Below are 22,886 nucleotides of genomic sequence, written 5' to 3' on the forward strand. Positions count from 1 at the left end.
AAGAAGGGCGGTCGCAAGGCCGCCCGTTTCGCATGGAAAAACCGCCGCTGCGGGGCAGGGCGCTTTGAAAGGTGGCGGGAACCGCAGCAACCGCGGCAGCGCGAGATTTCCCGAAAGCCTGGATTACCAGGTGGGCGCCGGATAACGAGACCAGGGTCACGCCAGAGCCAGCCCCCTCGGAAAGATTATAGGCCAGTGGAAAAATGGCCGCACGCAAGAGGAGCAGAAACCCGCCGTGATGAAAGATAAGGGCGTGGAGGGGGCTGTTCAAGCGGGTTGTGGAATGTTGCCGCTTCGTTCTATAGATCGCGCCATGACCGACCTGGAACCCGTCCTTCCCGCGATGCCCGGCCAGCGTCTTGCACGCGGCGTGGGTCGCCTGCTGCGCAGCATGGATCATGCCGTGCTGACGGAATTCACGCCTAGCCGGGGGTTGCGGGTCGATGTGATCAGCATGGGGCCAAAGGGCGAGTTCTGGATCGTCGAATGCAAAAGCTGCCGGGCCGATTTCATGGGCGACCGCAAGTGGCAGGGTTACCTCGAATGGTGCGACCGCTATTTCTGGGCAGTCGATTGCGACTTTCCCTCAGAATTGCTTCCCGCCGACACCGGCCTGATCTGCGCCGATGCCTATGGTGCCGAAATCCAGCGGATGGCGCCCGAAACGCGGCTGGCCGGCGCGCGGCGCAGCAAGGTCATGCGTGATTTCGCCCGTGCATCCGCCCTGCGCCTGCAAGGGCTGACCGACCCCGATGCGTTCACCGCCGGGGCTTTTTAGGCTTTCCGCTGGTTTTCCCCATGTCGTTTGCCGCTTCGGCCGCAGCAAGCAGTTCCTCGGCTATTTCTGCCGCTTCCTCGGGGTCGAAATCCAGAGGCAGGTCGATCCCTTCGCCTTGCAGGTAAATCCGCACCATGCCCTGATCCGTGGGGCCGATCTGCAGATTGGCCGCGATGTCGCTTTGGCTGTTGATGCCCATGATTGTGATCCTTCCTTGATGGCTTTCTGTAGCCTGCATGAAATTTCCCGGCAAGACAGGCTTGCAACCACGCGTGCTGGGGTTTACAGAACGCATCCATGCCGCCTTAGCTCAGTTGGTTAGAGCGCTAGATTGTGGATCTAGAGGTCGCCCGTTCGAACCGGGCAGGCGGTACCATCCCCCCAAGCCTTTGCCTTTCAATTATTCTTCTGGTCTGCGGAACAATGGTCTTGGTCCGTGTGTTTAAGCCTTGATGGTGACAATCACACCGGAGGATATTCCCATGGCTGAACACAACCCTACTGCAAACGACATGAAGAAAGACGCCACCGCTGCTGGGCAGCAGGCGAAGAAGGACCTGAATGAAGGCGCCAAGAAGATCGGCGACGACATTCGCGATACCGCCAGCAACCTGTCAAACAACGCGGGTGCCGAGAATCTCAAGGACCGCGGGGCCAATCTGGCACAGAAAGCCACGGAAACCGCGCAGGAATATGCCGACCGGATGCGCGACATGGGCGGCGAATATGCCGGCCGCGCCAAGGCCGAGGCTGAACGGTTGTATCAGACCAGCCAGCAGAAGGCATCCGAAGTCGCCCACTATGCCGAGGAACGGTATGACGAGGTGTCCGAAATGGTCCGCCGCAACCCGGCGCAGGCCTTGGGCATCGCCGCCGGTATCGGCTTCCTGGTCGGCCTGATCCTGGCCCGTCGCTGAGGTTTCACCATGTTCGACTATGCGCAGCGTCTTCAACTCGCACTCAAGGACACGGCGCGTCGGTCGGCCATGAAGGCAGCGGCTGGGATCGTCCTGGCCGTCGCCGCAGGCTTTCTTGTCGCCGCCTTGTGGTCCTTCTTGGCGCATAACCTAGGCTGGGGTCCGGCCTTGGCGTCGCTGGTCGTGGCTGGGCTGTTCATTCTGGCGGGGCTGATCCTGTTCGGAATGTCCAAGGCCACCCACCATGAGATGCCCACGACAGATGATTTGAAGAAGGAAGTCGAGGCCCGGGTCAGCCTGGCAAGGGACGCGGCTATCGAGAAGGCAAGGGCCGAAGCCGAACGGGTCGTCGACATGGCGGGGAACAAGGTTTCGTCTTTGATGGACGAGGCCAGCTACAAGGTGACGAAGCTGGCCGACGATACGGAACGCCGTGTCTTCGGGGTGGCCCGCAATGCCGCACAAGCCGTGGGCTTTACCCAAACGAACATGGATACCGTAAGGTCCAAGGTCGAAGGCGCGACGGATACCCTGTCACGCGCCAATAGCAGCAATGCTGGTAGCATGGCAAAGCTGTTGGGGGCCTTCGCAATCGGGGTCACATTGGCGGCCAAGTTGCGAGAGCGCGAAGACGAGGATGATTACGAATATCAGGACGATATCCTGTAAAGAAGCGGGCCGCCCTAGGGCGGCCCATTTTATGTTAAATCTCCTGACTGATCAGGCATTCGCCTCGCGGATTTTCTCGGCAGCGGCCTTGTCATAGGATACACCTTTCTGGTCGAACAACTGGTCCAACTCACCCGACAGGGTCATTTCCGTCACAATGTCGCAGCCCCCGACGAATTCGCCCTTGACGTAAAGCTGCGGAATGGTCGGCCAATCCGAAAAATCCTTGATGCCTTGGCGAACGTCATCGTCAGCCAGAACGTTCACGTCTCGATAATCGACGCCCATATAGTTGAGTACGCCAGCAACCCGGCTGGAAAATCCGCATTGCGGCATTTCCTTGGTGCCTTTCATGAACAATACGACATCCGCATTGTCCACCAATCCTTGTATCTTGTCAGTTACTTCGGTCATGTCTTTCATCCTGTGTCTGATGGTCTGGCCAAGGGGCAGGGGCCTCAGTCAGGCGCTTTGGTGGTCAATGCCAAGGCATGAAGGGCGCCCGATTTTCCCGCCATCTTGTCTTGCAATGCTGCATAGACGGCACGCTGCTGTTGAACGCGGTTCTGGCCCCGAAAGCTTTCGTCGATGACCTCGGCGGCGTAATGGTTGCCGTCGCCCGCAAGGTCGGTGATCGTGATCTGTGCTTGCGGAAAGGCCGCACGGATGAGGGCCTCGATGTCATGCGCTTCCATGGCCATGGGATTGTCCTTCTGCCTTTGCCTATATGATGTAAGGGAAGGCTAAAGCACCCGCAAGGCCAACGGGAAACGGCCGCGACAAGCGCGGCCGTTGAGGCAGTGATGGCAAGATCAGTTGGCGGTTGCCGCCCCTACAGTTCCGCCAACGACCGCGCCTGCAGGCCCGGCAATAACCGCCCCGCCCAGGCCTCCGGTCGCCGCGCGTTCCGTCGCCGTATTTCCGCAGGCCGCCAGCATGAAAACGATGCTGCCGCAAAGAGTCGCTGTCATCAGTCGCATCAGATTATCCTTTCTGCGCGCCCAATTGCGCTGCTGTTCGAGAAAGGTTTGGAAGGAATAAAAGTTCCGCAACAGGGGAGGAAATTGTGGACTCACGCCGAAGCGCAAATCGTTGTTTTTCTTCTACTCCAGTCTGTTTCTGAGAGTCATCAGGTTGCTTTCGAAGACCTCTGCGGGTGTCCGATAGCCCAGACATTTGCGAGGCGTGGAATTAAGGGGGTGGCAAATCGACCTCAAATATCGATTTGTCAGAGCCGTCGGTTCGGTCGAGCGGGGCAGGTGCTTTCTGAGCCTGCCATTCGTGTTCTCGACCGTTCCCTTTTGCCACGGTGCCTGCGCATCGCAGAACCAGGTGGCGGCACCGATCCCGTCCTTCAGTCGCCGCCAGGCAGAGAACTCGGTGCCACGATCAAAGGTGATTGACTGGCGTGCTTCGGCGGGCAAGGGGGCGAGCCCCGCGATCAGCGCTTCCATGATCGGCTCGGAGTGGCGATCCTCATTACGCATGATAACGGTAAACCGGCTGACCCGCTCGACCAGAGAGGTGACATTCACCTTGCCTTTTTCCTTGCGGAACATCATCAGATCGCACTCCCAATGGCCGAACTCCTGACGCTCGGCAACAACCGGAGGCCGGTGACACAAGCTCTGGCTGTCCTGGATGTGACTACGCTGATGTCGTCGGTGGTTTCGCGGCCTGCGACGTCTGCGCTGCTCGGGCAGGTGGCGATAGAAGGCTTCCTCAAGGCCAAGCTTCGAGTAAGCAAAGCGGTAGATCGTTTCATGGCTGACGCAGATGCGGTGGTGCTCAAGCCGCATTCGGCCAGCAATCTGTTCCGGAGACCAACCCGCCTTGAGCGCATCCTCGACCGCTGCCTTCACCTCCGGGTCGGCGACCAGCTTTCGGTGAACCGCACGGCGGTGCTCGTACTTGTCCTGAGCAGTCACCGCATAGTAGCCGCTATACTGCGGGAGCTCGGCGTCCTGATACGTGTTCCGCTTCAGCTCCCGATAGATTGTCGAGGCTGGGCGCGAAAGGCGGTCTGCGATTTCCGGCACCGGCATCTTGCCTTCGCGCCATTTGGCAATCTTCCGACGTTCTTCAAAACTCAGGTGCTGGTAGTGGGAAGCCATTCGTCAACCTCAATGAAAATACCTGTATTATCTTGACATTTGCACTTCGTTTGTGAATCCACCCAGCTATAGGCTGTTGCAACCATCGAGAAATGTCCTGTGCTCCGCCATTCAGAAGTGTCCTTCAATGGGGCGACGATGCCGGCAGCCGGGCAGGGCGGAGACATCCGCCATCGCAGCCCTGACCGGCTGCCCAGCGACGAGACCGCGCGGGACAAAGCTACAATCAGGGCAGGTCTCTCATCGGAGTTCGGACGAACGACAGCACGTGACGCTGTCGCCAAAAGCAAACAGCCGCATCGGCGCCGGGGCGCAACCGGGCGCTTGTCGTCACTCCGCCGGCGGCGGAAGTGACGCGGCCTGGGCCTCTGCCGCGCGTCGTTCAGCGCGCTTGTCGAGCCAGCTCTTGCGCCCGGGGCTCTTCCGGCCGGTCGGTTCATAGCGGGTGCGCTGCGCACCGACGCGACGCAACTTCGGCGGGTTGTTTTCCTGCTGTTCCTTGATGAAGCGCAGCACCTCGCTCAGGCGCTTGTTCTCGGTGATGGCGGCATGGGTCACGCGTTGCTCCTTGTCGAACATCCTGTAGGGCAGGGAGATGCCATTCATCACCACCTCAACGGCTCCATCAGCGTATTCGTAGACATCGACATATTTGCCGGCCGCAGAAAGACTGAGATCATTGGGCTCAAGGATGATGCGCTGCTTCTCGTAGGACAGCGCCAGTTGTTGCGATACAAAGCGCTCATCCCGGCGGCAGAGGATCTTGCGCAGAGGCTCCGGCTCCATGTTCAAGGGGCGATGCAGGTTGTCCGGCCGCCGGGGCGTGCGCGCGAAGCGCCGGTTGTGGGCTTCGATGAACCCCGGCAGAAAGGCATTGGCGGTCTCCATGTCGGAGATGCCGGCCAGCCGCAGTTCCTTCACAAGGCGGTCCTGCAGGGTGCGGTTGGCGCGCTCGACGCGGCCCTTTGCTTGCGAGGAGTTGGCGCACAGGATCTCGATGTTCAGCTCGTTCAAGGCCCGGCCGAACTGGGTCATTCCATGACCAGTCTTTGCACCTTGTTGCGCGACCCGGAACACGGTGTGCTTGTCCGAGTAAAAGGCGACCGGCCGGCCGTGGAGCGTCAGATACCGCTCCAAGGCTCCGAAATAGCTGAAGGTGCTCTCCGAACCAACAAACTCGAGATGCATCAGGGTGCTGGTGGCGTCATCGATGAACACCAGCAGGGTGCAGGCCGGACCGCGATCCTCAAACCAGCGATGGTCCGAGCCGTCGATCTGGATCAACTCGCCAAGGCACTCCCGGCGCAGGCGCGGTTGATGCAGGGCCCGGTTGTGCCGGCGAGACGCCCAGAGCCCATCCGCGATCATCCATTTGCGCAAGGTCTCGTGCGAAATCCGAATGCTATGCAACTCTGCCAGCTTTTCGGCCGCCAACGTCGGGCCGAAGTCAGGAAATCGCTCTCGGACAAGGGTAAGGATTGCTTCGCGACGATCAGCCGGCGTGGCATTGTTGGGCGCACGGCCGCGTCCGCGATGCACCAGACCTGCGGCGCCCTTGGTGCCGAACCGGACCAGCAAGCGGTGCAGCTGACGACGGCTGAGGTTCAGCACCACCGCCGCCTCGGTGGCGGGCAGCCGCCCAGCCACAACATCCCGCAAGACCGCCGCGCGGCTCAGATCTCGTTCGCTCATCATCACCCATCCCATGCCTGCCTCCCTGGAATCGCCAGGGGAGTGTGACATTCCTGAATTGCCAAGGTGAGACATTTTAGCTTTGCGGTGCGGATTCAAGTTGAAACGCGACACGAGCGTTGACGCAGCCTGACCCGGCCGGGCGGAGACATCCGCCATCGCAGCCCGGCCGGGTCAGGCGGGAAAGTGAATCAGCGATGCCGGCTTCAATTCCATAGCCAGCGTTCGGTCGGAGCCGACAGCACCCTGCCTACGCAGTCGATCGCCCAGCACCGCGTCGATCCTGCACTCGAAGTGAACGGCAGTTCTGTCCCGCAAAGCGGATGCTACTGCAGGCCTGAGGCCCTTGCCAGTTCTTCGCGGAAGACCTCCGCGGGTGTCCTGTAGCCCAAACATTTGCGCGGCGTGGCGTTCATGCGCTGCGCGAGGCCCCCGAACTCCTTTGGGTCTATCGTCAGCAATATGGTGTCACGGGGAAGCCAGCGTCGGACGCGCCGGTTGGTGTTCTCGACCGTAGGCTTCTGCCAAGGTGCCTGCGGATCGCAAAACATGGGGGTAATCGCGCGTCGCGTTTCTCGGACCCTGTATCGTTGAACCGAGCCGCCGCCCGATATGATGAGAACGCCGGGCTGATGAACGACTCGGTCGCGCCATTGGATGGAGAATGACCATGGATCAGTATGTTGGACTTGATGTTTCTCTGAAGGACACAACGATCTCGATCCGCCAGGGCGGGCGGCGGATCTGGCGAGGGAAATGCCCCTCTGACCCCAAGGCCGTTGCCCAAACCATTCGCAAGCACGCTGCTCAGCCCCAAAAGGTCATCTTCGAGAGCGGCCCGCTGGCGACCTGGTTCTTTCACGCCTTGACGGAGGAAGGGCTGCCCGCGATCTGCATTGAGGCGCGCCACGCTCAAAAGATACTCAGCGAGACCCTCAACAAGACCGATGCGAACGACGCGGATGGCTTGGCGCACTTGGCTGAGGCGGGCTTTTACAAGGCCGTGCGGGTCAAGTCGTTCGGAGCCATGCGGATCCGCACGCTCATTGCGGCGCGTGCTCAGCTCCTGAACATGACGACCCAGCTGACCAACCAGATCCGCGGCTTCATGAAAACCTTTGGGCTGATCGTTCCGAAGGGCACCGGGCGTGTTTTCGATTGCCATGTCCGAAAGCTGGTGGCAGACGACGGCCAGCTGGCGCAGATCATCTTGCCGCTGCTGGATGTCTGGCTCGAACTGCGCAAACGAGCCGCCCGTCTGAGTCAACATCTGCTTGCCACGGCCCGGCAAAGCTCGGCCATGAAGCTCCTTATGACAATACCCGGCATCGGTGCCATCACAGCAATCTCCTATGTTGCCGCGGTCGAACATCCGGACAACTTCCGAAACTCCCGTGCCGTCGGTGCCTGGCTGGGCCTGACCACCCGCCGCTATCAATCCGGTGAAGTTGATTATGACGGTCATATCTCGCGGCGAGGTGACCGCCGTCTGCGCGGCTTGCTCTACGAGGCGGCAACAGCACTGCTCACCAGAACCAGCAGTGAAACTGAGAACCGGCTCAAGGCCTGGGGCCTACATCTGCGACAGCGGCTCGGCTTCAAGCGCGCTGCTGTAGCCGTGGCACGCAAGCTGGCCGTGATCATGCACACCATGCTGAAGACGGGCGAGCGCTTCAACCCAATGGCTGGAAGCCCGGCATAAGACTTCCAGCTCAACAAGCTCAGCGTGTCAGATCCCCTGATACGAGGAGGCGTCCCTGTCTCGGACGAAGGTCAAGCCATTCTGGTAGACGTGGCTGCAGCCGTAATGGACTGCGTGCAAAACATAAGAAGGCTTTACCTGCGGAGACCGAAATGCGGCAGCCTTATGCTGACCGCGGAGACAACCATGCTCCGGACATACGCGCAGACTCCAGGATGCTGACAAAGAGGGGCTTGGCTGGTCCTGCTGCACCTAACCTTGGCGGGCCTGAATGGCGCGGCTTGTATCGCTTTTTCAGAAGGGCTTGACCGATGCGATGCGATTAGACAACCACGCTTGCGCTCCAAGCCCTTTCTCAAGCTCGCGCCAGGAGACGAATTCCAGTCCCCGGTCGAAGGTCAGGCTCTGCCGGGCATCCCGGGGCAGGGGCGAGAGCAGGTCGATCAGCCTGTTCATGAGCGGCCTGGACCGACGGTCATTGTTGCAGAAGATAACCGTATAGCGGCTCATCCGCTCGACGACTGTGGCCACGTTGGCCGGGCCATGCTCCTTGCGAAAGATCATCAGGTCAGCCTCCCAATGCCCAAAAACCTGCCGGTCCTTGACCGCCTGAGGACGGTTCCTGATCATGCAACGCTCAGGAAACACGAGGCTTCTTGGTTTACGGGCGTAGCGCGCCTTTCGCTTGCGACGCCGCTCGGGAAGGTGGCGGCCCAGCTCCTGCGCCTGGCCCTCGGGTGAGTAGACATAGCGGTAGATAGTCTCGTGGCACACACGAGGGCGACCACATTCAAGACGCAAGCGTCCGGCAATCTGTTGGGGTGACCAGCCGGCCTTGAGCCCGGCGATCACGCCGTCGCGCAAGTCATTATCCTGCAGCAGCTTGGTCTGCCTTTTGCGGCGACTGGCAGCGAGGTGCTGGGCATTCATGTGCCAGTAACCAGTCGCCATCGGCACTTCGTCGTCGTGCCAGAAGTTGCGCCGGATCTCGCGATGGATGGTGGAGCGATGTCGGCCGAGTTGGACGGCGATCTGCGCCACGCTGATCTTGCGCTGCAGCATGGCCGCAACAATGCGACGCTCAGGAAGGGTCAGGTGCGATGCCAAAGGGAGGTTCCTCGAACTGCAAAAGCTAGCAAATCATGGCTTGTCGCATCTCGAAATAGAACCCACCCGGCTATAGGTTCAACGTGGATAATCTGTATTATGGAGCAAAAATCTAGTTATTATTGTCGCACTTGTCGTTATTGCCATGGTTCGGAAACCTTGTCCTGACTCTTAGAAGAATTCATGGCAGTCTTACCCAGCATACAACTTTGGTGCGCCTTGGCATGATTTCTAGTTGTCGGGAACTGACGGCCAGATGTACAGGCTGGCTGATGGGGCTGGCACGGGCGGCACGCTAGTCATATTCATCTGCAATCACCGCCCCTATGTCCAGTCTATCATCGACCGCGTCGTTCGTGATGCGCGTGAATGCAGAATGCGGGCATCGGAGCCGTTTCGATCTCGTCCAACGATGTTGTGGATGATCCACAGAACGGTCCTGACCACATGAAGGCCCTGGCTGCACTCCACGGTTTCACTTTCCTTTATCTTTACGCCAAAACGCAGGTTATTGCCAAAGTCTACGGGACGGAATGCACGCCGGATTTCCTTTGCCACAACGCCCCTGGCGAGTTGCAATATCGCGGCCGGTTCGGTGCCTCGGCACAAACACCAGACTCCACCGAAATATGCCAGAAACGGCTGGAGGCGATGCTTCAGATCACCGAAACTGGCAAGGGGCCGGAGAATAAGGTTCCCTCGATGGGCTGCTCAATCGAATGGGAATCCGCATGAATGTTTGCCTTGCCCCCTGCCCGATCATTTTCGATCTTGATGGCACGCTGATCGACAGTTCCCCCGACATTCATGCCTGCGTGAACGACGTTCTGGGCCAGCATGGGACTCCGCCGTTGACGCTGGACCAGGTGCGCAGCTTCATCGGCGGCGGCGTGGATGTGCTGTGGCACAAGATCATCGCCGCGCAGGAACTTCCCGATGCGAAGAAGGCAGAATATATCGCAGCCTTCATGACCTGTTATCAGGATGCGACGCAGTTGACGCAGCTGTTTCCCGATGTTGCACAAACGCTGGAAACGCTGGCGGATCGCGGCCATCCCTTGGGCATTTGCACCAACAAGCCGTTGGCCGTGACCCAGGCCATCCTGACGCATTTCCGCATCCCGCATCTGTTCGGTTGCGTAATCGGCGGGGATTCGGTTCTCGAGCGTAAGCCCCATCCCGCCCCCTTGCGAGCCGCGCTGCAAAGGCTGGGCGCAGACCCGAGGCAGCCCAAGGCGATCTATGTAGGGGACAGCGAATTCGATGCGGCCTGCGCGGCAGCGGTGCCGGTGCCCTTCCTGATCTATACCCAGGGCTATCGCCAGACCCCGGTCGAGGATCTGCCCCATCTTGCAGCCTTTGACGATTTCTCCGCGCTGCCTGCTCTGATCGAGGCAAAAGTCTTGGCATGATCCGTGCCCCGATCTGGGACGTGGACGGCACCCTGCCCGAGAGAAGGATCTAAGGAAAGGTGATCCGATCTGGATCAGCTGCACTGGGCCCAGGTGTTGTCGATGCTCTGGTCCTGGCAATATTGAGAAAACCGCCGACCAAGTCTTCGAGGTCACTGCCGCAGGCGACAAGGTGGCTGCCAGGAAGCCCGCGCCGGATGTCTATCTGCTGGCCTTGCACCGGCTTGGCATCGTGCCGTCCGGCTGCATCGCAATGGAAGACAGCCCGCCTTGCCTGCGCACAAGCGGCAGGTCTGCGCGTTCTGGTTACACCCTTTAGCTATACGCGGGACGAGGATTGCACTGCAGCCGACTGGCTGTTGCCCGATCTGGCGTCGCCCCCGCCCGCCCCGCTGGCAGGCCTTCTTGCGAGTGCTTGACATTGCGGTCGCAGATGCGCCAATCCGGGACTGTGCCACGGAAAGGCTTGTCATGGACCTGCGCCAGCTTACCCCGAACCTTGCAGTCTCGCCGCAGATCGATCTGCCGGACGTGGCCCTGCTGGCCCGGTCGGGCTTCAAGACCCTGATCAACAACCGCCCCGACGACGAGGACGGCGCGATCGATCATCAGGTAATGGCCCAAGCCGCGGCGGATGCGGGAATGGAATACCATTACCTGCCGTTTCGTCCCGGCCAAATTACGCCCGACCTGATCCACGGCTTTTCCGCCGCCCTGGATGGACCAAAGCCTGCAATCGCCTTTTGCAGATCGGGAAACCGCTCCACGGTCCTGTGGGCGCTTGGTCAGGCAGGCAAGCTGTCCGAGGCCGAGGTGCTGAATACAGCATCGCAGGCAGGCTACGACCTGTCCGGCGTGGTGCCGCTGATGCGGTCGCTGGCGGGCGCCAGCCGCTGACGTCTAGACCGGGACGTTCAGCGCCCGTTTGACATTGGCGGTCCAACCCAGCAAGCGCAGATCGTCCGCCACGATGGCCGGGCGCTTCATCACACTGGGTTTCGCGCCCATCATGGCCACAGGATCCGCCGCTCGCTCATCATCCGACATGGCCCGCCAGGTCAGGCTGGCGCGGTTGACGATCTTGTCACCGAATTCCTTGGCCAGCCGCGCGCGTTCGGCATTCGACAACGGCTGCTTCTGGACATCGCGGAAATCGACCGTCCAGCCGTTCTGTTCCAGGTCGGCCTGTGCCTTTTGGCAGGTGGAACAATGTGCCAGTCCATACAGGATCAGGGATCTCATCACGGGATCCTCTTATACCAGCGGCATGAACCATCGACTCTGAAGATGGTTTGCTTTGCGGCCGACCTCTGATTCACTCCCTTGCAAGGCGGAGGAGGATCAGGATGGCAGTGGGCATCACACGCACGGACCTTTCAGCATCGGATCTGCGGCGGGAGGCGGCTCAAGTGAAGGACGCGCGAGCGTCGCGCCGGATGCTTGCGCTGGCGCATGTGCTTGACGGGCGAAGCCGGACGGAAGCGGCACAAAGCTGCGGTATGGATCGGCAGACGCTGCGTGACTGGGTTCATCGTTACAATGCCGAAGGGCTGGCCGGCCTTGGCGATCGGCCGCTTTCCGGGCGGCCAGCGCGGCTCAGCGCCGAGCAGATGCGCGAACTTGCCGTGATCGTCGAAACGGGGCCTGACCCGTCGACGGATAAGGTCGTGCGTTGGCGTCGGATTGACCTCTGCAACGTGGTTGACCAGCGGTTTGGCATTCGCGTGGCGGAGAGGACCATGAGCGCGATCCTTCACCGGCTCGGCTTTGCGCGTCTCTCAGTCCGGCCGCGCCATCCGCAGGCCGATGGCGAAGCGCAAGCGGTATATAAAAAACTTTGCCGAACTGGCGCGCGCAGCCTTGCCTAACGAAGCGCAAGGAAAGCCCTTGGAGATTTGGTTCCAAGATGAGGCCAGGGTGGGCCAGCAGGGAACATTGACACGCGTGTGGGCGAGAAAGGGCACACGCCCGCGGGCGCCAAAAGACTGCCGCTACGCCTGGGCCTACATCTTCGGGGCGGTCTGCCCGGCCCGCAGGATCGGTGCGGCGCTCGTCATGCCCTACGCGAACACGGAGGCGATGAACGCCCACCTGGCCGAAATCAGCGGGCAGGTATCGCCCGGTGCACACGCGCTCCTTGTTCTCGATGGCGCCGGCTGGCACAGCTCCACAGACCTCATCATCCCGCCCAACATCAGCCTGCTGCCACTGCCACCTTACAGTCCGGAACTGAACCCGGTCGAGAACCTCTGGCAGTTCCTCCGTCAGAACACCCTCGCGAACCGGGTCTTCGACAGCTACGACGCCATTGTCGACGTCTGCTGCGATGCCTGGAACACCCTCCTCGCAATGCCGGAACGCGTCGCTTCAATCACCTCACGCGATTGGGCGCAGGTCAGTGGATAATGCCGTTGGTATTAGACGAACGGGACCAGCGGCACACCGCAGGCGGTCAGGGTCAGAAGCGCGGCAAGGGCAAGCATCAGTTTCACGATGGGCTCCGGCGAAATATGATGGGACTGGTTATTTCCATCCCGCAGACCTAGGGCAAGTCACAAATCGCCTGCCGGACCATGCTTGTGCAGGCGGCGGCGCACCTGCCGCATCGCCCCCCACACGATCAGCACTGCGACCGGCGTCAGTGCCGCGATCAGATAGGCCTTGTCCACCCCCAGGGCCGAGGCCACCGGATAGAGTGCATAGGACAACAGCCCCACGGCATAATAGCTGATCGCGACCACCGACAGCCCCTCGACCGTGTGTTGCAGGCGCAGTTGCAGGTCGGCGCGCCGGTCCATGCGCTCCAGCAGGGCCTGGTTCTGGGCAGACCGTTCAACATCGACCCGCGTGCGCAGCAAGTCGGCCGCACGGCGGGTTCGTTCGATCATCGCGCGCAACCGATCTTCGGCCGAGGCAACGGTGCGCATGGCCGGACGGTACCGGCGGCGCATGAATTCTGCCAGCATCTGCCGGCCAAGGAACCGCGTTTCGCGCAGCGCCGTTACGCGGTCCATGACGATCGCCTCATAAGCCTTGGTCGCGCCAAAGCGGAAGAAATGCTGGACCGCCTGTGCCTCCAATTCGGCGGAAACCTCCAGCAGTTCGTGCAGCACGGCCTCGGCCGGGCGGGCGTTGTCGTGCATTCCGTCCACGATGGCGGAAAGACGGGGTTCCAGTTCGTTCAACCGGCGCGACAGGCTGCGCGACCGGCCCAGGCCCAGCATCGACATCGCGCGATAGGTTTCCAGTTCGACCAGCCGATGCACGATGCGCCCTATCCGCCCCGCACCCACATCGGGGCGCACAAAGACGGCAAAGCGCATCCATCCATCCGGATCGATGCGAAAATCCCCAGCGATCATCGCAGCTTCTTCCAGCACCCAGACGGCCGTCAGGCTGTCCTTGGCAAACCAATTTTCGATCCGGGACAGCAGGTCTGCGGGATTTTCCGGCAGGATGTCAATCTGGACCAGCACGGCGGCGACACGCCGCCCCGGCGCATCCCCCTGCCATTCGGCCGAAAAGATTGCGCCCGCGCTTGGATCGAAGGGCCGGATCGGCAGGCCCGGCGTCGTGGCCATATAGGTCACGAATTCCGTATGGCTTTCCCATTTCAGGTCATGGCGGCCCAGTCGGCCCTGATAATGGCTGTCATCGGGATCGGGACGCGACCCCCCGTGGCGGGCCGTCAGCGCGGTCAGATGCGCGAAATCCCGAAGCCTGTCACGGTTGGCCGCGTCGCGCGGTTCCTTGAAGGCCACAAAGGCGCAGGTCGCGGGTGCGGACAGGCGGGGCGACGGCCTGGCATGCAGTTCGTTGACTAGATCGTATCGCAACGGGTGTTCGATTTCCTGCCCCAAGCCATTCTCCTTTGGTGCCAGTCCGGGGCGAATGGGGGCGATTTCCCGCCCCCATTTCTCTCACTCGACCATGGGCAGCAGCTTGTTGAGGCTGTCCTTGGCGTCGCCATAGAACATCCGGGTGTTTTCCTTGAAGAACAGCGGGTTCTCGATGCCGGAATAGCCGGTGCCCTGCCCGCGCTTGCTGACGAAGACCTGCTTGGCCTTCCAGACCTCCAGCACCGGCATCCCGGCGATGGGGCTGTTCGGGTCGTCCTGCGCCGCCGGGTTGACGATGTCGTTCGAGCCGATGACGATCACCACATCCGTGGAAGGGAAGTCCTCGTTGATTTCGTCCATCTCCAGCACGATGTCATAGGGCACCTTCGCCTCGGCCAGCAGCACGTTCATGTGGCCCGGAAGGCGTCCCGCGACGGGGTGGATTGCAAAGCGCACCGTCTTGCCCGCCGCGCGCAGCTTGCGGGTCAGTTCGCTGACCGCGCCCTGCGCCTGGGCCACCGCCATGCCATAGCCCGGCACGATGATGACGCTGTCGGCGTCGTTCAGCGCCGCCGCCACGCCATCGGCATCGATCGCGATCTGTTCGCCGGTGATCTCGGCCGCAGGGCCAGCCTCGCCGCCAAAGCCGCCCAGGATCACGCTGACGAAGTTGCGGTTCATCGCCCTGCACATGATATAGGACAGGATCGCACCGCTTGAGCCGACAAGCGCGCCGACCACGATCAGCAGGTCGTTGCCCAGGGTAAAGCCGATGGCCGCCGCCGCCCAGCCGGAATAGCTGTTCAGCATCGACACCACGACCGGCATGTCCGCGCCGCCGATGCCCATGATCAGGTGATAGCCGATGAAGAAGGCCAGCAGCGTGATCAGGACCAGCCACAGGATCGCAGGTCCGACGCCTGTGAAGTACAGGACGCCCAGCAGCACCGACAACGCAAGCGCGCCGGCGTTCAGCATATGCCCGCCCGGCAGCTTCCTGGGCTTGCCGTCGACGCGGCCCGCCAGCTTGCCAAAGGCCACGACCGACCCGGTAAAGGTCACGGCGCCGATGAAGATGCCCAGGAACACCTCGATCTTCAGCATGGCGATCTCGGCCGGGGTCTTGTGGGCCAGCACGGCGGCAAAGCCGTGAAAGACCTGCACGCCGCCCTCGGCCTTGGCGCGCAGCACACGAGCCAGTTCGATCTGGGCGTTGAAGCCCACGAAGACCGCTGCCAGGCCGACCAGCGAATGCATGGCGGCCACAAGCTGCGGCATTTCCGTCATCTGCACGCGCTGCGCCACGACCCAGCCGATGGCCCCGCCAATGGCGATCATGACCAGCGACAACAGCCAGTTGCCCGCGCCCGGCCCGAACAGCGTGGCCAGCACCGCCAGGCCCATGCCGACGATCCCGTACCAGATCGCGCGCTTGGCGCTTTCCTGTCCCGACAATCCCCCCAGCGAGAGGATGAACAGCACGGCTGCGACCACATAGGCCGCGGTGGTGAATCCGTATTCCATTGCTGTCCCCTTACGACTTCTGGAACATGGCGAGCATCCGGCGCGTGACCATGAAGCCGCCGAAGATATTGACGCCCGCCATCAGCACGGCCAGCGCACCCAGCCCGACGACCCACCAGGACCCGGACCCGATCTGCATCAGCGCGCCCAGGATGATGATGGAACTGATCGCGTTGGTGATCGCCATCAGCGGCGTGTGCAGCGAATGGGCGACGTTCCAGATCACGCGGAAGCCGATAAAGCAGGCCAGCACGAAGACGATGAAGTGCTGCATGAAGCTGAAGGGCGCAAACAGCCCGATCAGCAGCAGCACCGCCGCACCCACCACCAGCAGCGTGACCTGCGACCGGGTTTCGGCCTTGAAGGCGGCGACTTCGGCGGCGCGGCGCTCCTCGACCGTCAGGGCCTTTGGCTTTTCCTTGGGCTTCTGGGCGGCAATGGCCGCGATCTTGGGCGGCGGCGGCGGCCAGGTGATGTCATGGTCGCGCGTGACCGTGGCGCCCCGGATCACGTCGTCCTCCATGTTGTGAAGGATCACGCCGTCCTTCTTGGGCGTCAGATCGGTCAGGAAGTGACGGACGTTGTTGCCGTAAAGCTCGGATGCCTGGGCGCCCATGCGCGACGGGAAATCGGTATAGCCGATGATCGTCACGCCGTTTTCGGTCACGTGGCGTTCATCGGGAATGGTCAGTTCGCAATTGCCGCCGCGTTCGGCGGCCAGGTCCACGATCACGCTGCCGGGCTTCATCGCCTCGACCATGTCGCGTGTCCACAGCTTCGGCGCATCGCGCCCGGGGATCAGCGCGGTGGTGATGACCACGTCCATCTGCGGCGCAAGCTCGCGGAACTTGGCAAGCTGCTTGTCGCGGAACTCGGGCGAGGAAGGCGCGGCATAGCCGCCGGTCGCGGCCCCGTCCTGCGCTTCCTCGAAATCGAGATAAACGAACTCGGCGCCCATGGATTCGATCTGCTCGGCCACCTCGGGACGCACGTCAAAGGCATAAACCTGCGCGCCCAGGGAGACCGCCGTGCCGATGGACGCAAGACCCGCCACCCCTGCCCCGACAACCAGCACCTTGGCCGGCGGCACCTTGCCCGCAGCCGTCACCTGGCCGGTGAAGAAGCGGCCAAAGTTGTTCGCAGCCTCGATCACCGCGCGATAGCCCGCGATGTTGGCCATCGACGACAGCGCGTCCATCTTTTGCGCGCGGCTGATGCGCGGCACCATGTCCATGGCGATGGCGGTGATGCCCTGTTCCTTGGCAAGGGCCAGCATCTCGGGGCTTTGGCCGGGATAGAAAAAGCTGATCAGCGTCTGCCCCGGCTGCATCTGCCGGATTTCGGCATCCGAGGGCTGGCGCACCTTGGCCACCACATCGACCGACCGGATCAGTTCGGCGGAATTGAGCTGCACCGTCACGCCTGCGGCACGATAGCTGTCGTCCGAAAACCCGGCCCGCGCCCCTGCGCCGCTTTCAATGAAAACCTCGTGCCCCAGCTTCATCAGATGCCCGGCAGAGGAAGGAGTAATCGCGACCCGCGCTTCCCCCTCGAAACCTTCCTTCAACGCGCCGATCTTCATGGCTGTGTTGTCCCCCGCTCGCTTCATTTTGGTCGCACGACTGATAGCACCGCGAAATAATCTTTCACAAGTCCGTGCATCACCTGTTCAATACGAATGTCTTGGGAGGGAAAGCCGCAAAAGAAAACGCCCAAGGCCGAAAGACCTTGGGCGCCAGTTTCAACGTAAAGCCTCGATCAGTTCGCAGGCGCGGGGGTTCCGGGGGCCGGGGTCGTACCGGTCGCAGGCGCTTCCTCGACCGAGATCGCGTCATCCACGGCCTCGCCCGCATTGCTTGCGGCATCGGCTGCGGTTTCGGCTGCGCTGTCAGCCGCAGTGCTGGCGGCATCGGCTGCATCTTCCAGCGCGGTGCCAGTAGCATCGGCTGCATTGTCAGCTGCAGAAGCTGCGCTCTCGGCAGCGCTTTCAGCAGCATCGGCTGCATTTTCGGCCGCATCCTGGGTCGCATCGGCTGCATTGTCCGCAGCGTTTTCCGTCGCCGTGGCAGCGCTGTCGGCTGCGGCCTCAGCATCGTCCGCTGCGGCTTCCGCATCGGCTGCGGCATTGCTGGCCGCGTCGCTGGCAGGCGCGTCGGTCGTGGTCACGGTTGTTGTGTCGCCATCGACTGCCACCGTGTCATCGCCTGTGAAGCGTTGCAGCACGAAATACGCCAAGGCCAGTGCCAGCAGGACGCCGATGATCAGCGGCAGCGGCGAAGAGCGACGTTCGACCGGTTCGACATAGGTTTCATTGCGAACCAGCGGATCAACGGGACGGGCGGGATCGACAGGCCGGGTACGGTTCGGGTCGTTCGGATCATGGGTCATTGCTGGCCTCCAAAGTTCTGTGTTGAGACACCGGTTTCAGTGTCGCGTGCGGTGTGTCCCGCCTGTCGCCCGCCGTCAATTCGACCGGTCGGACCATCGGTGGAACCAGCCGACTTGCGACCCGGCCTTCATGCGACTAACACCTTGGTCAAGATCAGGTTCCGCCAGCCGGAGCAGCTTTCTTCATGCCGAGGATGCGATGACCACGACCCAAGGGCAAAATGTGCAGCTTCTTGCCGATTATCGGCCCTATCCTTTTGTTTTGTCGGCGACACGCATGGGATTCAGGCTGTCTCCGACCGATACGCGGGTACGCACCGAACTGTCGCTGACGCCCCGCGATCGCGAACAGTCTGCGGACCTGGTTCTGGATGGCGGCAAGGCGGTCAGGCTTTTGTCGCTGACCATCGACGGAACGGCCCCTGACTCCGCCCATGTGACGCGCAGCGACGAAACCCTGACGATTGCCGCAGCCGCCCTGCCCCGCCATCCTTTCCTTCTGGAAACCGAGGTCGGCATCGATCCGTCCGCCAATACTGCCTTCGAAGGCCTGTATATGTCGAACGGCCTGTTCTGCACCCAGTGCGAGGCCGAGGGGTTCCGGCACATCACCTTCTATCCCGACCGTCCCGACGTGATGGCCACGTTCCACGTGACCATCGACAGCGATTTGCCGGTGCTTTTGTCGAACGGCAACCCGGTCGGCCAGTCGCAGGGCCGCGCGGAATGGCACGATCCTTGGCCCAAGCCGTCCTATCTGTTCGCGCTTGTCGCGGGCGATCTGGTGGCCGTCAGCGACAGCTTTACCACCCGGTCGGGGCGCAGCGTGGCCCTGAACGTCTGGGTCAGGCCGGGTGATCAGGACCGTGCGGGATTCGCAATGGAATCGCTGATCAAGTCCATGCGCTGGGACGAGGATGTCTATGGCCGCGAATACGACCTGGACGTGTTCAACATCGTCGCCGTCGATGACTTCAACATGGGCGCTATGGAAAACAAAGGGTTGAACATCTTCAACTCGAAACTGGTGCTTGCAAGTCCCGAGACCGCGACCGATGGCGACTATGAGCGCATCGAGGCGGTGATAGCCCATGAATATTTCCACAACTGGACCGGCAACCGCATCACCTGCCGCGACTGGTTCCAGCTGTGTCTCAAGGAAGGCCTGACGGTTTTTCGCGACCAGCAGTTCACCGGCGATATGCGCAGCGCGGCAGTCAAGCGGATCGAGGATGTCCGCGCCCTTCGCGCCCGCCAGTTCCGCGAGGACCAGGGTCCATTGGCCCATCCCCCGCGCCCTGATCGGTACGAGGAAATCAACAACTTCTATACCGCGACCGTCTATGAAAAAGGCGCCGAAGTGATCGGGATGCTCAAGCGCCTTGTGGGCGATGACGGCTATCGCCGGGCGCTCGATCTGTATTTCGACCGTCATGACGGCGACGCTGCCACTATCGAGGATTGGTTGCAGGTTTTCCAGGATGCGACGGGCCGCGACCTGGCCCAGTTCAAGCGGTGGTATACCGACGCGGGAACGCCCCGCCTGACCATGACCGAGGATTGGCAGGGTGCCGAGGCTGGCGGCACCCTGGTCCTGACCTTCGCGCAAGACACGCCGCCCACGCCCGGCCAGACCGAAAAACTGCCCCGCGTGATCCCCATCGCCCTGGGTCTGATCGGTCCCAACGGGAATGAGGTCGTGGCCACGCAGGTTCTGGAAATGACCGAAAGTCGCCAGGCCTTTGCCTTTGACGGGCTGGGTGTGCGTCCTGTGGTATCTGCCCTGCGCGGATTTTCCGCCCCCGTGATCCTGTTGCGCGACCTGGACGACGCGACCCGCGCCTTCCTGCTGGCCCATGACACCGATCCCTTCGCCCGTTGGGAAGCCGGACGGGAACTGGCCCTGTCCGCACTGATCGCGGCCTCGCAGGGGCAGGCTGCGGGTGACGATTATGTGCGATCCATCGGCCGCCTGATCGCCGACGATACCGCCGACCCCGCTTTCCGCGCCCTGTGCCTGACGTTGCCGGGCGAGGAGGAGATCGCCACCCGCCTGTCTGCAGATGGCATGACCCCCGATCCCGATGCGATCCACGCCGCGCGCGAATCCCTGGCCCATCAAATTGCCTCGACCCATCTGGATCTTTTGTCGCGGCTCTACGACGACAAGACCGTGGACGGCCCCTATCGCCCCGACGCGGCGGACGCGGCGCGCCGTTCGCTGCGCAATGCCGTGCTGGCGCTGCTGAGCCGCATTGACGGCGGTGAACGGGCCGAGGTTCTGTTCGGCATCGCCGGAAACATGACCGAGCGCATGGCAGCCCTGACAGCCTTGCTGCGGCGCGGACGCGGACAGGCGGAACTGGCTGCGCTGCATGATCAGTTTGCGGACAACCGTCTGGTCATGGACAAGTGGTTTGCGATCCAGCCCATGGCCGCGCGCCCTTCTGACGCCGCCGCCATCGCCGGCGCGCTGTCGCAGCGCCAAGATTTCGACTGGAAGAACCCCAACCGCTTCCGCGCCCTGATCGGCGGGCTGTCGGGCAACCATGCCGGTTTTCACGCCGCCGACGGCTCGGGCTATGACTTCGTGGCCGAATGGCTGATGCGCATGGATCCGGTCAACCCGCAGATCGCCGCGCGGATGTCCACCGCGTTCGAAACCTGGACCCGATACGACGCAGGCCGCCGTGCCAAGACCTTGGCCGCATTGGAACGAATCGCCGCTGTCAGAGGTTTGAGCAAGAACACCCGCGAGATGGTGTCGCGGATGATCGCTGCAGGCCGGTGATGCCGCTTTCAGGCACCCAGGCAGCGGGGCAGAAAGACCGGAATGACTGACCGTGACGCCATTGCCAAGGCCGAGATGCAGGCCCGTCTGGACCCGCTGATCGCCGAGCGGGCGCCCTGGCTTTACTCCGGCAAGCCCCATCACCGGCTGGCGAAATGGGCGATGATGGGCCTGCTGCGCTATCCCACTACCCTGCGCCTTGGTGCCGATTTCCGTGACCTGCCCACGATCGAGATCATGCGGCGCATGACGGACCTGATCGTCCGCGATGTCCGGGTCGAGGGGATGGAGCATATTCCCGCGACCGGCCCGGCCTTGATCGTGGCAAACCACCCTACCGGCATCGCGGACGGAATCGTCGTTCATGCGCTGATGTCGCAACTGCGCGACGACCTGTTCATCTATGCCAACCACGACATGATCCGCGTGCTGCCGCAGACTGCTGATCTGATCGCAGGCGTGGAATGGCGCCTGGAAAAGCGCAGCCACGCCAAGACCAAGGCGACGATGGATTACACGCGCGAGGCATTGGCGGCGGGCCGGATCGGCTTGATCTTCCCGTCAGGCCGCCTAGCGAAACGCCACGGCCTGACGCTGCACGAACGGCCCTGGATGGCAAGTGCCGCGATGATAGCGCGCAAGTTCGGTGTGCCGATCATCCCCATGAACATCCGCGCCCGCAATTCGGCGTTGTTCTATCTGCTGGACGCGATCCATCCGACGCTGCGCGACGTGACACTGTTCAACGAGGTTCTGAACAAGCGCCGCCAACCATACCGCATCACGGTCGGCGCCCCCGTCGACCCCGCGACCCTGCCCAAGGGCGAGGACGCGATCAACGTCCTGCGCGACAGGGTGCTGGCCCTGCCCGCGCCGGGGCCGGATGCCGCGCGCCTGATGCAGGATCGCAGCGGGGCGCGGCTTGTGCGCGGGTCCGAAGGTCTGGCCTAGATCGCGGCCTTGCGGCTTTCTTCCAGATAGATCTCTCGCAGCCGCGTGGCGACCGGACCCACCTGCCCCGTGCCAATTGCCGCCCCGTCGATTTCCACGACCGGCATCACGAAAGCCGAGGCCGAGGTGATGAAAGCCTCATCCGCACCCTGGGCTTCCTCGATGGAAAAGCTGCGTTCCTCGACCTGCATCTGCGCCTCGGTGGCAAACCGCAGCACGGCGGCGCGGGTGATGCCGTGCAGGATGTCGTTGGAGAGCGCACGGGTCACGATGGTGCCGTTCTTGACGATATAGGCGTTGTTGCTGGTGCCTTCGGTCACCTTGCCATCCTCGACCATCCAGGCGTCGTCCACGCCGCGGGCCTTGGCCTCCATCTTGGCGATGGATGGGAACAGAAGCTGCACCGTCTTGATGTCGCGACGTGCCCACCGTTGATCTTCGACACTGATGACCTTCCAACCGGTCCTGGCAGCGGGCGCATTGGCCAGGCCAGGCTTGGATTGCGTGAACATCACCACCGTGGGCCGGGTGCCTGCGGGGGGATAGGCGAAATCGCGATCCCCAGGGTTGCCGCGCGTCACTTGCAGATAGATCATCCCGTCGGTGATCGCGTTCTTTTCCACCAACGCGCGGAAGGCCGTCAGGTAATCGTCATCCTGCAGCGGATTGTCCATCGCCAGTTCGGACAGCGACCGCTTCAGCCGCACCAGGTGGCCGTCGAAGTCCAGCAGCTTGCCGTCCAGGACGCTGACAACCTCGTAAACGCCGTCGGCCATCAGGAACCCCCGGTCGAAGATCGAGATGGTGGCCTGATCCTCGGGCAGGTAGTCGCCGTTTACATAGACCGTGCGCGTCATGGTGTCCCCTTGTGTTCAGCGGTTGTGGCAGCGGTCCTGCGCCCAAAGAACCGGCGCGTCAAGCCAAACCAAACTGCAGGCTTGATGCTGCAGGTGCGAAACAATATTGCTTCCTGCAACGCAAATCTTTTCGGAACGGATCCTT

General features: G+C 62.1%; 23 protein-coding genes, 1 tRNA gene and 2 pseudogenes. 12 read left to right on the top strand and 14 right to left on the bottom strand.

The genetic code is table 11. The annotated features are described in order from the left end of the window. The first annotated feature begins 313 nt into the window (after positions 1 to 313). On the top strand, positions 314 to 778 hold the full coding sequence (locus tag LZ585_RS07660) for an MmcB family DNA repair protein (RefSeq protein WP_234853029.1): 465 nt from the start codon (positions 314 to 316) through the stop codon (positions 776 to 778). Here LZ585_RS07660 and LZ585_RS07665 read toward each other — a convergent pair. Then, positions 759 to 977, bottom strand: a complete 219-nt coding sequence (locus LZ585_RS07665) for a DUF6324 family protein (protein ID WP_234853030.1) — start codon at positions 975 to 977, stop codon at positions 759 to 761. The two genes, LZ585_RS07660 and LZ585_RS07665, sit on opposite strands and share 20 nt — an antisense overlap. A 100-nt stretch (positions 978 to 1,077) precedes the next feature. On the opposite strand from LZ585_RS07665, the gene LZ585_RS07670 reads away from it, so the two are divergent. The 3 genes from LZ585_RS07670 (at position 1,078) to LZ585_RS07680 (ending at position 2,364) form a co-directional block, all read left to right on the top strand. After that, positions 1,078 to 1,154 (top strand) — tRNA-His (locus LZ585_RS07670). Positions 1,155 to 1,260: 106 nt separating this feature from the next. Beyond that, positions 1,261 to 1,695, top strand: coding sequence for a DUF883 family protein (locus LZ585_RS07675; protein WP_234853031.1), 435 nt, complete (start codon positions 1,261 to 1,263; stop codon positions 1,693 to 1,695). Positions 1,696 to 1,704: 9 nt separating this feature from the next. Continuing rightward, a complete protein-coding gene (locus LZ585_RS07680) occupies positions 1,705 to 2,364 on the top strand; it encodes a phage holin family protein (RefSeq protein WP_234853032.1) in 660 nt (219 codons plus the stop codon). 51 nt (positions 2,365 to 2,415) lie between these two features. Here the strand turns inward: LZ585_RS07680 and grxD are convergent, their stop codons facing one another. The 6 genes and pseudogenes from grxD to LZ585_RS15000 form a co-directional block, all read right to left on the bottom strand. After that, positions 2,416 to 2,778: a Grx4 family monothiol glutaredoxin gene (gene grxD / locus LZ585_RS07685; RefSeq protein WP_234855783.1), complete on the bottom strand. Its 363-nt coding sequence runs from the start codon at positions 2,776 to 2,778 to the stop codon at positions 2,416 to 2,418. 44 nt (positions 2,779 to 2,822) lie between these two features. Continuing rightward, entirely contained in the window at positions 2,823 to 3,065 is a 243-nt protein-coding gene (locus LZ585_RS07690; protein ID WP_234853033.1) for a BolA/IbaG family iron-sulfur metabolism protein, read from the bottom strand. A gap of 111 nt (positions 3,066 to 3,176) precedes the next feature. After that, positions 3,177 to 3,344, bottom strand: coding sequence for a hypothetical protein (locus LZ585_RS07695; RefSeq protein ID WP_234853034.1), 168 nt, complete (start codon positions 3,342 to 3,344; stop codon positions 3,177 to 3,179). Between the two features lie 123 nt (positions 3,345 to 3,467). Beyond that, on the bottom strand, positions 3,468 to 4,478 hold the full coding sequence (locus LZ585_RS07700; protein ID WP_234853035.1) for an IS30 family transposase: 1,011 nt from the start codon (positions 4,476 to 4,478) through the stop codon (positions 3,468 to 3,470). 330 nt (positions 4,479 to 4,808) lie between these two features. After that, positions 4,809 to 6,185, bottom strand: coding sequence for an ISNCY family transposase (locus tag LZ585_RS07705; protein ID WP_234853036.1), 1,377 nt, complete (start codon positions 6,183 to 6,185; stop codon positions 4,809 to 4,811). A gap of 311 nt (positions 6,186 to 6,496) precedes the next feature. Further along, positions 6,497 to 6,718 (bottom strand): annotated as a pseudogene (locus tag LZ585_RS15000) (transposase); the annotation flags it as partial. Positions 6,719 to 6,840: 122 nt separating this feature from the next. On the opposite strand from LZ585_RS15000, the gene LZ585_RS07710 reads away from it, so the two are divergent. Continuing rightward, the gene (locus tag LZ585_RS07710; RefSeq protein ID WP_234855784.1) at positions 6,841 to 7,872 is read left to right on the top strand and encodes an IS110 family RNA-guided transposase; all 1,032 of its coding nucleotides are present in this window, start codon (positions 6,841 to 6,843) and stop codon (positions 7,870 to 7,872) included. 330 nt (positions 7,873 to 8,202) lie between these two features. Here the strand turns inward: LZ585_RS07710 and LZ585_RS07715 are convergent. Further along, a pseudogene (locus LZ585_RS07715) lies at positions 8,203 to 8,979 on the bottom strand (IS30 family transposase); the annotation flags it as partial. 369 nt (positions 8,980 to 9,348) lie between these two features. Between LZ585_RS07715 and LZ585_RS07720 the strand changes: the two are divergent. The 4 genes from LZ585_RS07720 to LZ585_RS07735 all read left to right on the top strand — a co-directional run bounded on the left by LZ585_RS07720 (position 9,349) and on the right by LZ585_RS07735 (position 11,288). Then, positions 9,349 to 9,714 (top strand): thioredoxin domain-containing protein, encoded by a 366-nt coding sequence (locus tag LZ585_RS07720; RefSeq protein ID WP_234853038.1) that lies wholly within the window; start codon positions 9,349 to 9,351, stop codon positions 9,712 to 9,714. Further along, a complete protein-coding gene (gene gph, locus LZ585_RS07725; protein ID WP_234853039.1) occupies positions 9,711 to 10,391 on the top strand; it encodes a phosphoglycolate phosphatase in 681 nt (226 codons plus the stop codon). Before LZ585_RS07720 ends, gph begins: the two co-directional genes overlap by 4 nt. A gap of 172 nt (positions 10,392 to 10,563) precedes the next feature. Further along, positions 10,564 to 10,710: a hypothetical protein gene (locus tag LZ585_RS07730; RefSeq protein WP_234853040.1), complete on the top strand. Its 147-nt coding sequence runs from the start codon at positions 10,564 to 10,566 to the stop codon at positions 10,708 to 10,710. A gap of 152 nt (positions 10,711 to 10,862) precedes the next feature. Beyond that, positions 10,863 to 11,288 (top strand): TIGR01244 family sulfur transferase, encoded by a 426-nt coding sequence (locus tag LZ585_RS07735; protein WP_234853041.1) that lies wholly within the window; start codon positions 10,863 to 10,865, stop codon positions 11,286 to 11,288. 3 nt (positions 11,289 to 11,291) lie between these two features. Here LZ585_RS07735 and LZ585_RS07740 read toward each other — a convergent pair whose 3' ends face one another. Continuing rightward, complete coding sequence (locus LZ585_RS07740) at positions 11,292 to 11,633, bottom strand: arsenate reductase family protein (protein WP_234853042.1); 342 nt, start codon at positions 11,631 to 11,633, stop codon at positions 11,292 to 11,294. 104 nt (positions 11,634 to 11,737) lie between these two features. Between LZ585_RS07740 and LZ585_RS07745 the strand changes: the two genes are divergently transcribed. After that, positions 11,738 to 12,797, top strand: a protein-coding gene (locus tag LZ585_RS07745) for an IS630 family transposase (RefSeq protein ID WP_234853043.1) whose coding sequence is annotated in 2 segments (ribosomal slippage) — positions 11,738 to 12,210 and positions 12,209 to 12,797 — 1,062 coding nt in all. Because the reading frame shifts where the segments join, the coding sequence is not laid out codon by codon here. 146 nt (positions 12,798 to 12,943) lie between these two features. On the opposite strand, the gene LZ585_RS07750 is transcribed toward LZ585_RS07745, so the two are convergent. From LZ585_RS07750 to LZ585_RS07765, 4 genes are all read right to left on the bottom strand, one after another. Beyond that, complete coding sequence (locus LZ585_RS07750; protein WP_234853044.1) at positions 12,944 to 14,251, bottom strand: DUF3422 family protein; 1,308 nt, start codon at positions 14,249 to 14,251, stop codon at positions 12,944 to 12,946. A gap of 60 nt (positions 14,252 to 14,311) precedes the next feature. Then, complete coding sequence (locus LZ585_RS07755; RefSeq protein WP_234853045.1) at positions 14,312 to 15,754, bottom strand: NAD(P)(+) transhydrogenase (Re/Si-specific) subunit beta; 1,443 nt, start codon at positions 15,752 to 15,754, stop codon at positions 14,312 to 14,314. Positions 15,755 to 15,764: 10 nt separating this feature from the next. Then, positions 15,765 to 17,336, bottom strand: coding sequence for a Re/Si-specific NAD(P)(+) transhydrogenase subunit alpha (locus LZ585_RS07760; protein ID WP_234853046.1), 1,572 nt, complete (start codon positions 17,334 to 17,336; stop codon positions 15,765 to 15,767). A 176-nt stretch (positions 17,337 to 17,512) separates the two neighbouring features. After that, complete coding sequence (locus LZ585_RS07765) at positions 17,513 to 18,142, bottom strand: hypothetical protein (protein WP_234853047.1); 630 nt, start codon at positions 18,140 to 18,142, stop codon at positions 17,513 to 17,515. Between the two features lie 199 nt (positions 18,143 to 18,341). On the opposite strand from LZ585_RS07765, the gene pepN reads away from it, so the two are divergent. Beyond that, complete coding sequence (gene pepN / locus LZ585_RS07770) at positions 18,342 to 20,933, top strand: aminopeptidase N (protein WP_234853048.1); 2,592 nt, start codon at positions 18,342 to 18,344, stop codon at positions 20,931 to 20,933. 42 nt (positions 20,934 to 20,975) lie between these two features. Beyond that, entirely contained in the window at positions 20,976 to 21,884 is a 909-nt protein-coding gene (locus LZ585_RS07775; RefSeq protein ID WP_234853049.1) for a 1-acyl-sn-glycerol-3-phosphate acyltransferase, read from the top strand. On the opposite strand, the gene LZ585_RS07780 is transcribed toward LZ585_RS07775, so the two are convergent. Continuing rightward, positions 21,881 to 22,741, bottom strand: a complete 861-nt coding sequence (locus LZ585_RS07780) for a D-amino-acid transaminase (RefSeq protein ID WP_234853050.1) — start codon at positions 22,739 to 22,741, stop codon at positions 21,881 to 21,883. The two genes, LZ585_RS07775 and LZ585_RS07780, sit on opposite strands and share 4 nt — an antisense overlap. Positions 22,742 to 22,886: the final 145 nt, after the last annotated feature.

It is taken from the genome of Paracoccus everestensis, from assembly GCF_021491915.1.
Classification (GTDB): Bacteria; Pseudomonadota; Alphaproteobacteria; order Rhodobacterales; family Rhodobacteraceae; genus Paracoccus; species Paracoccus everestensis.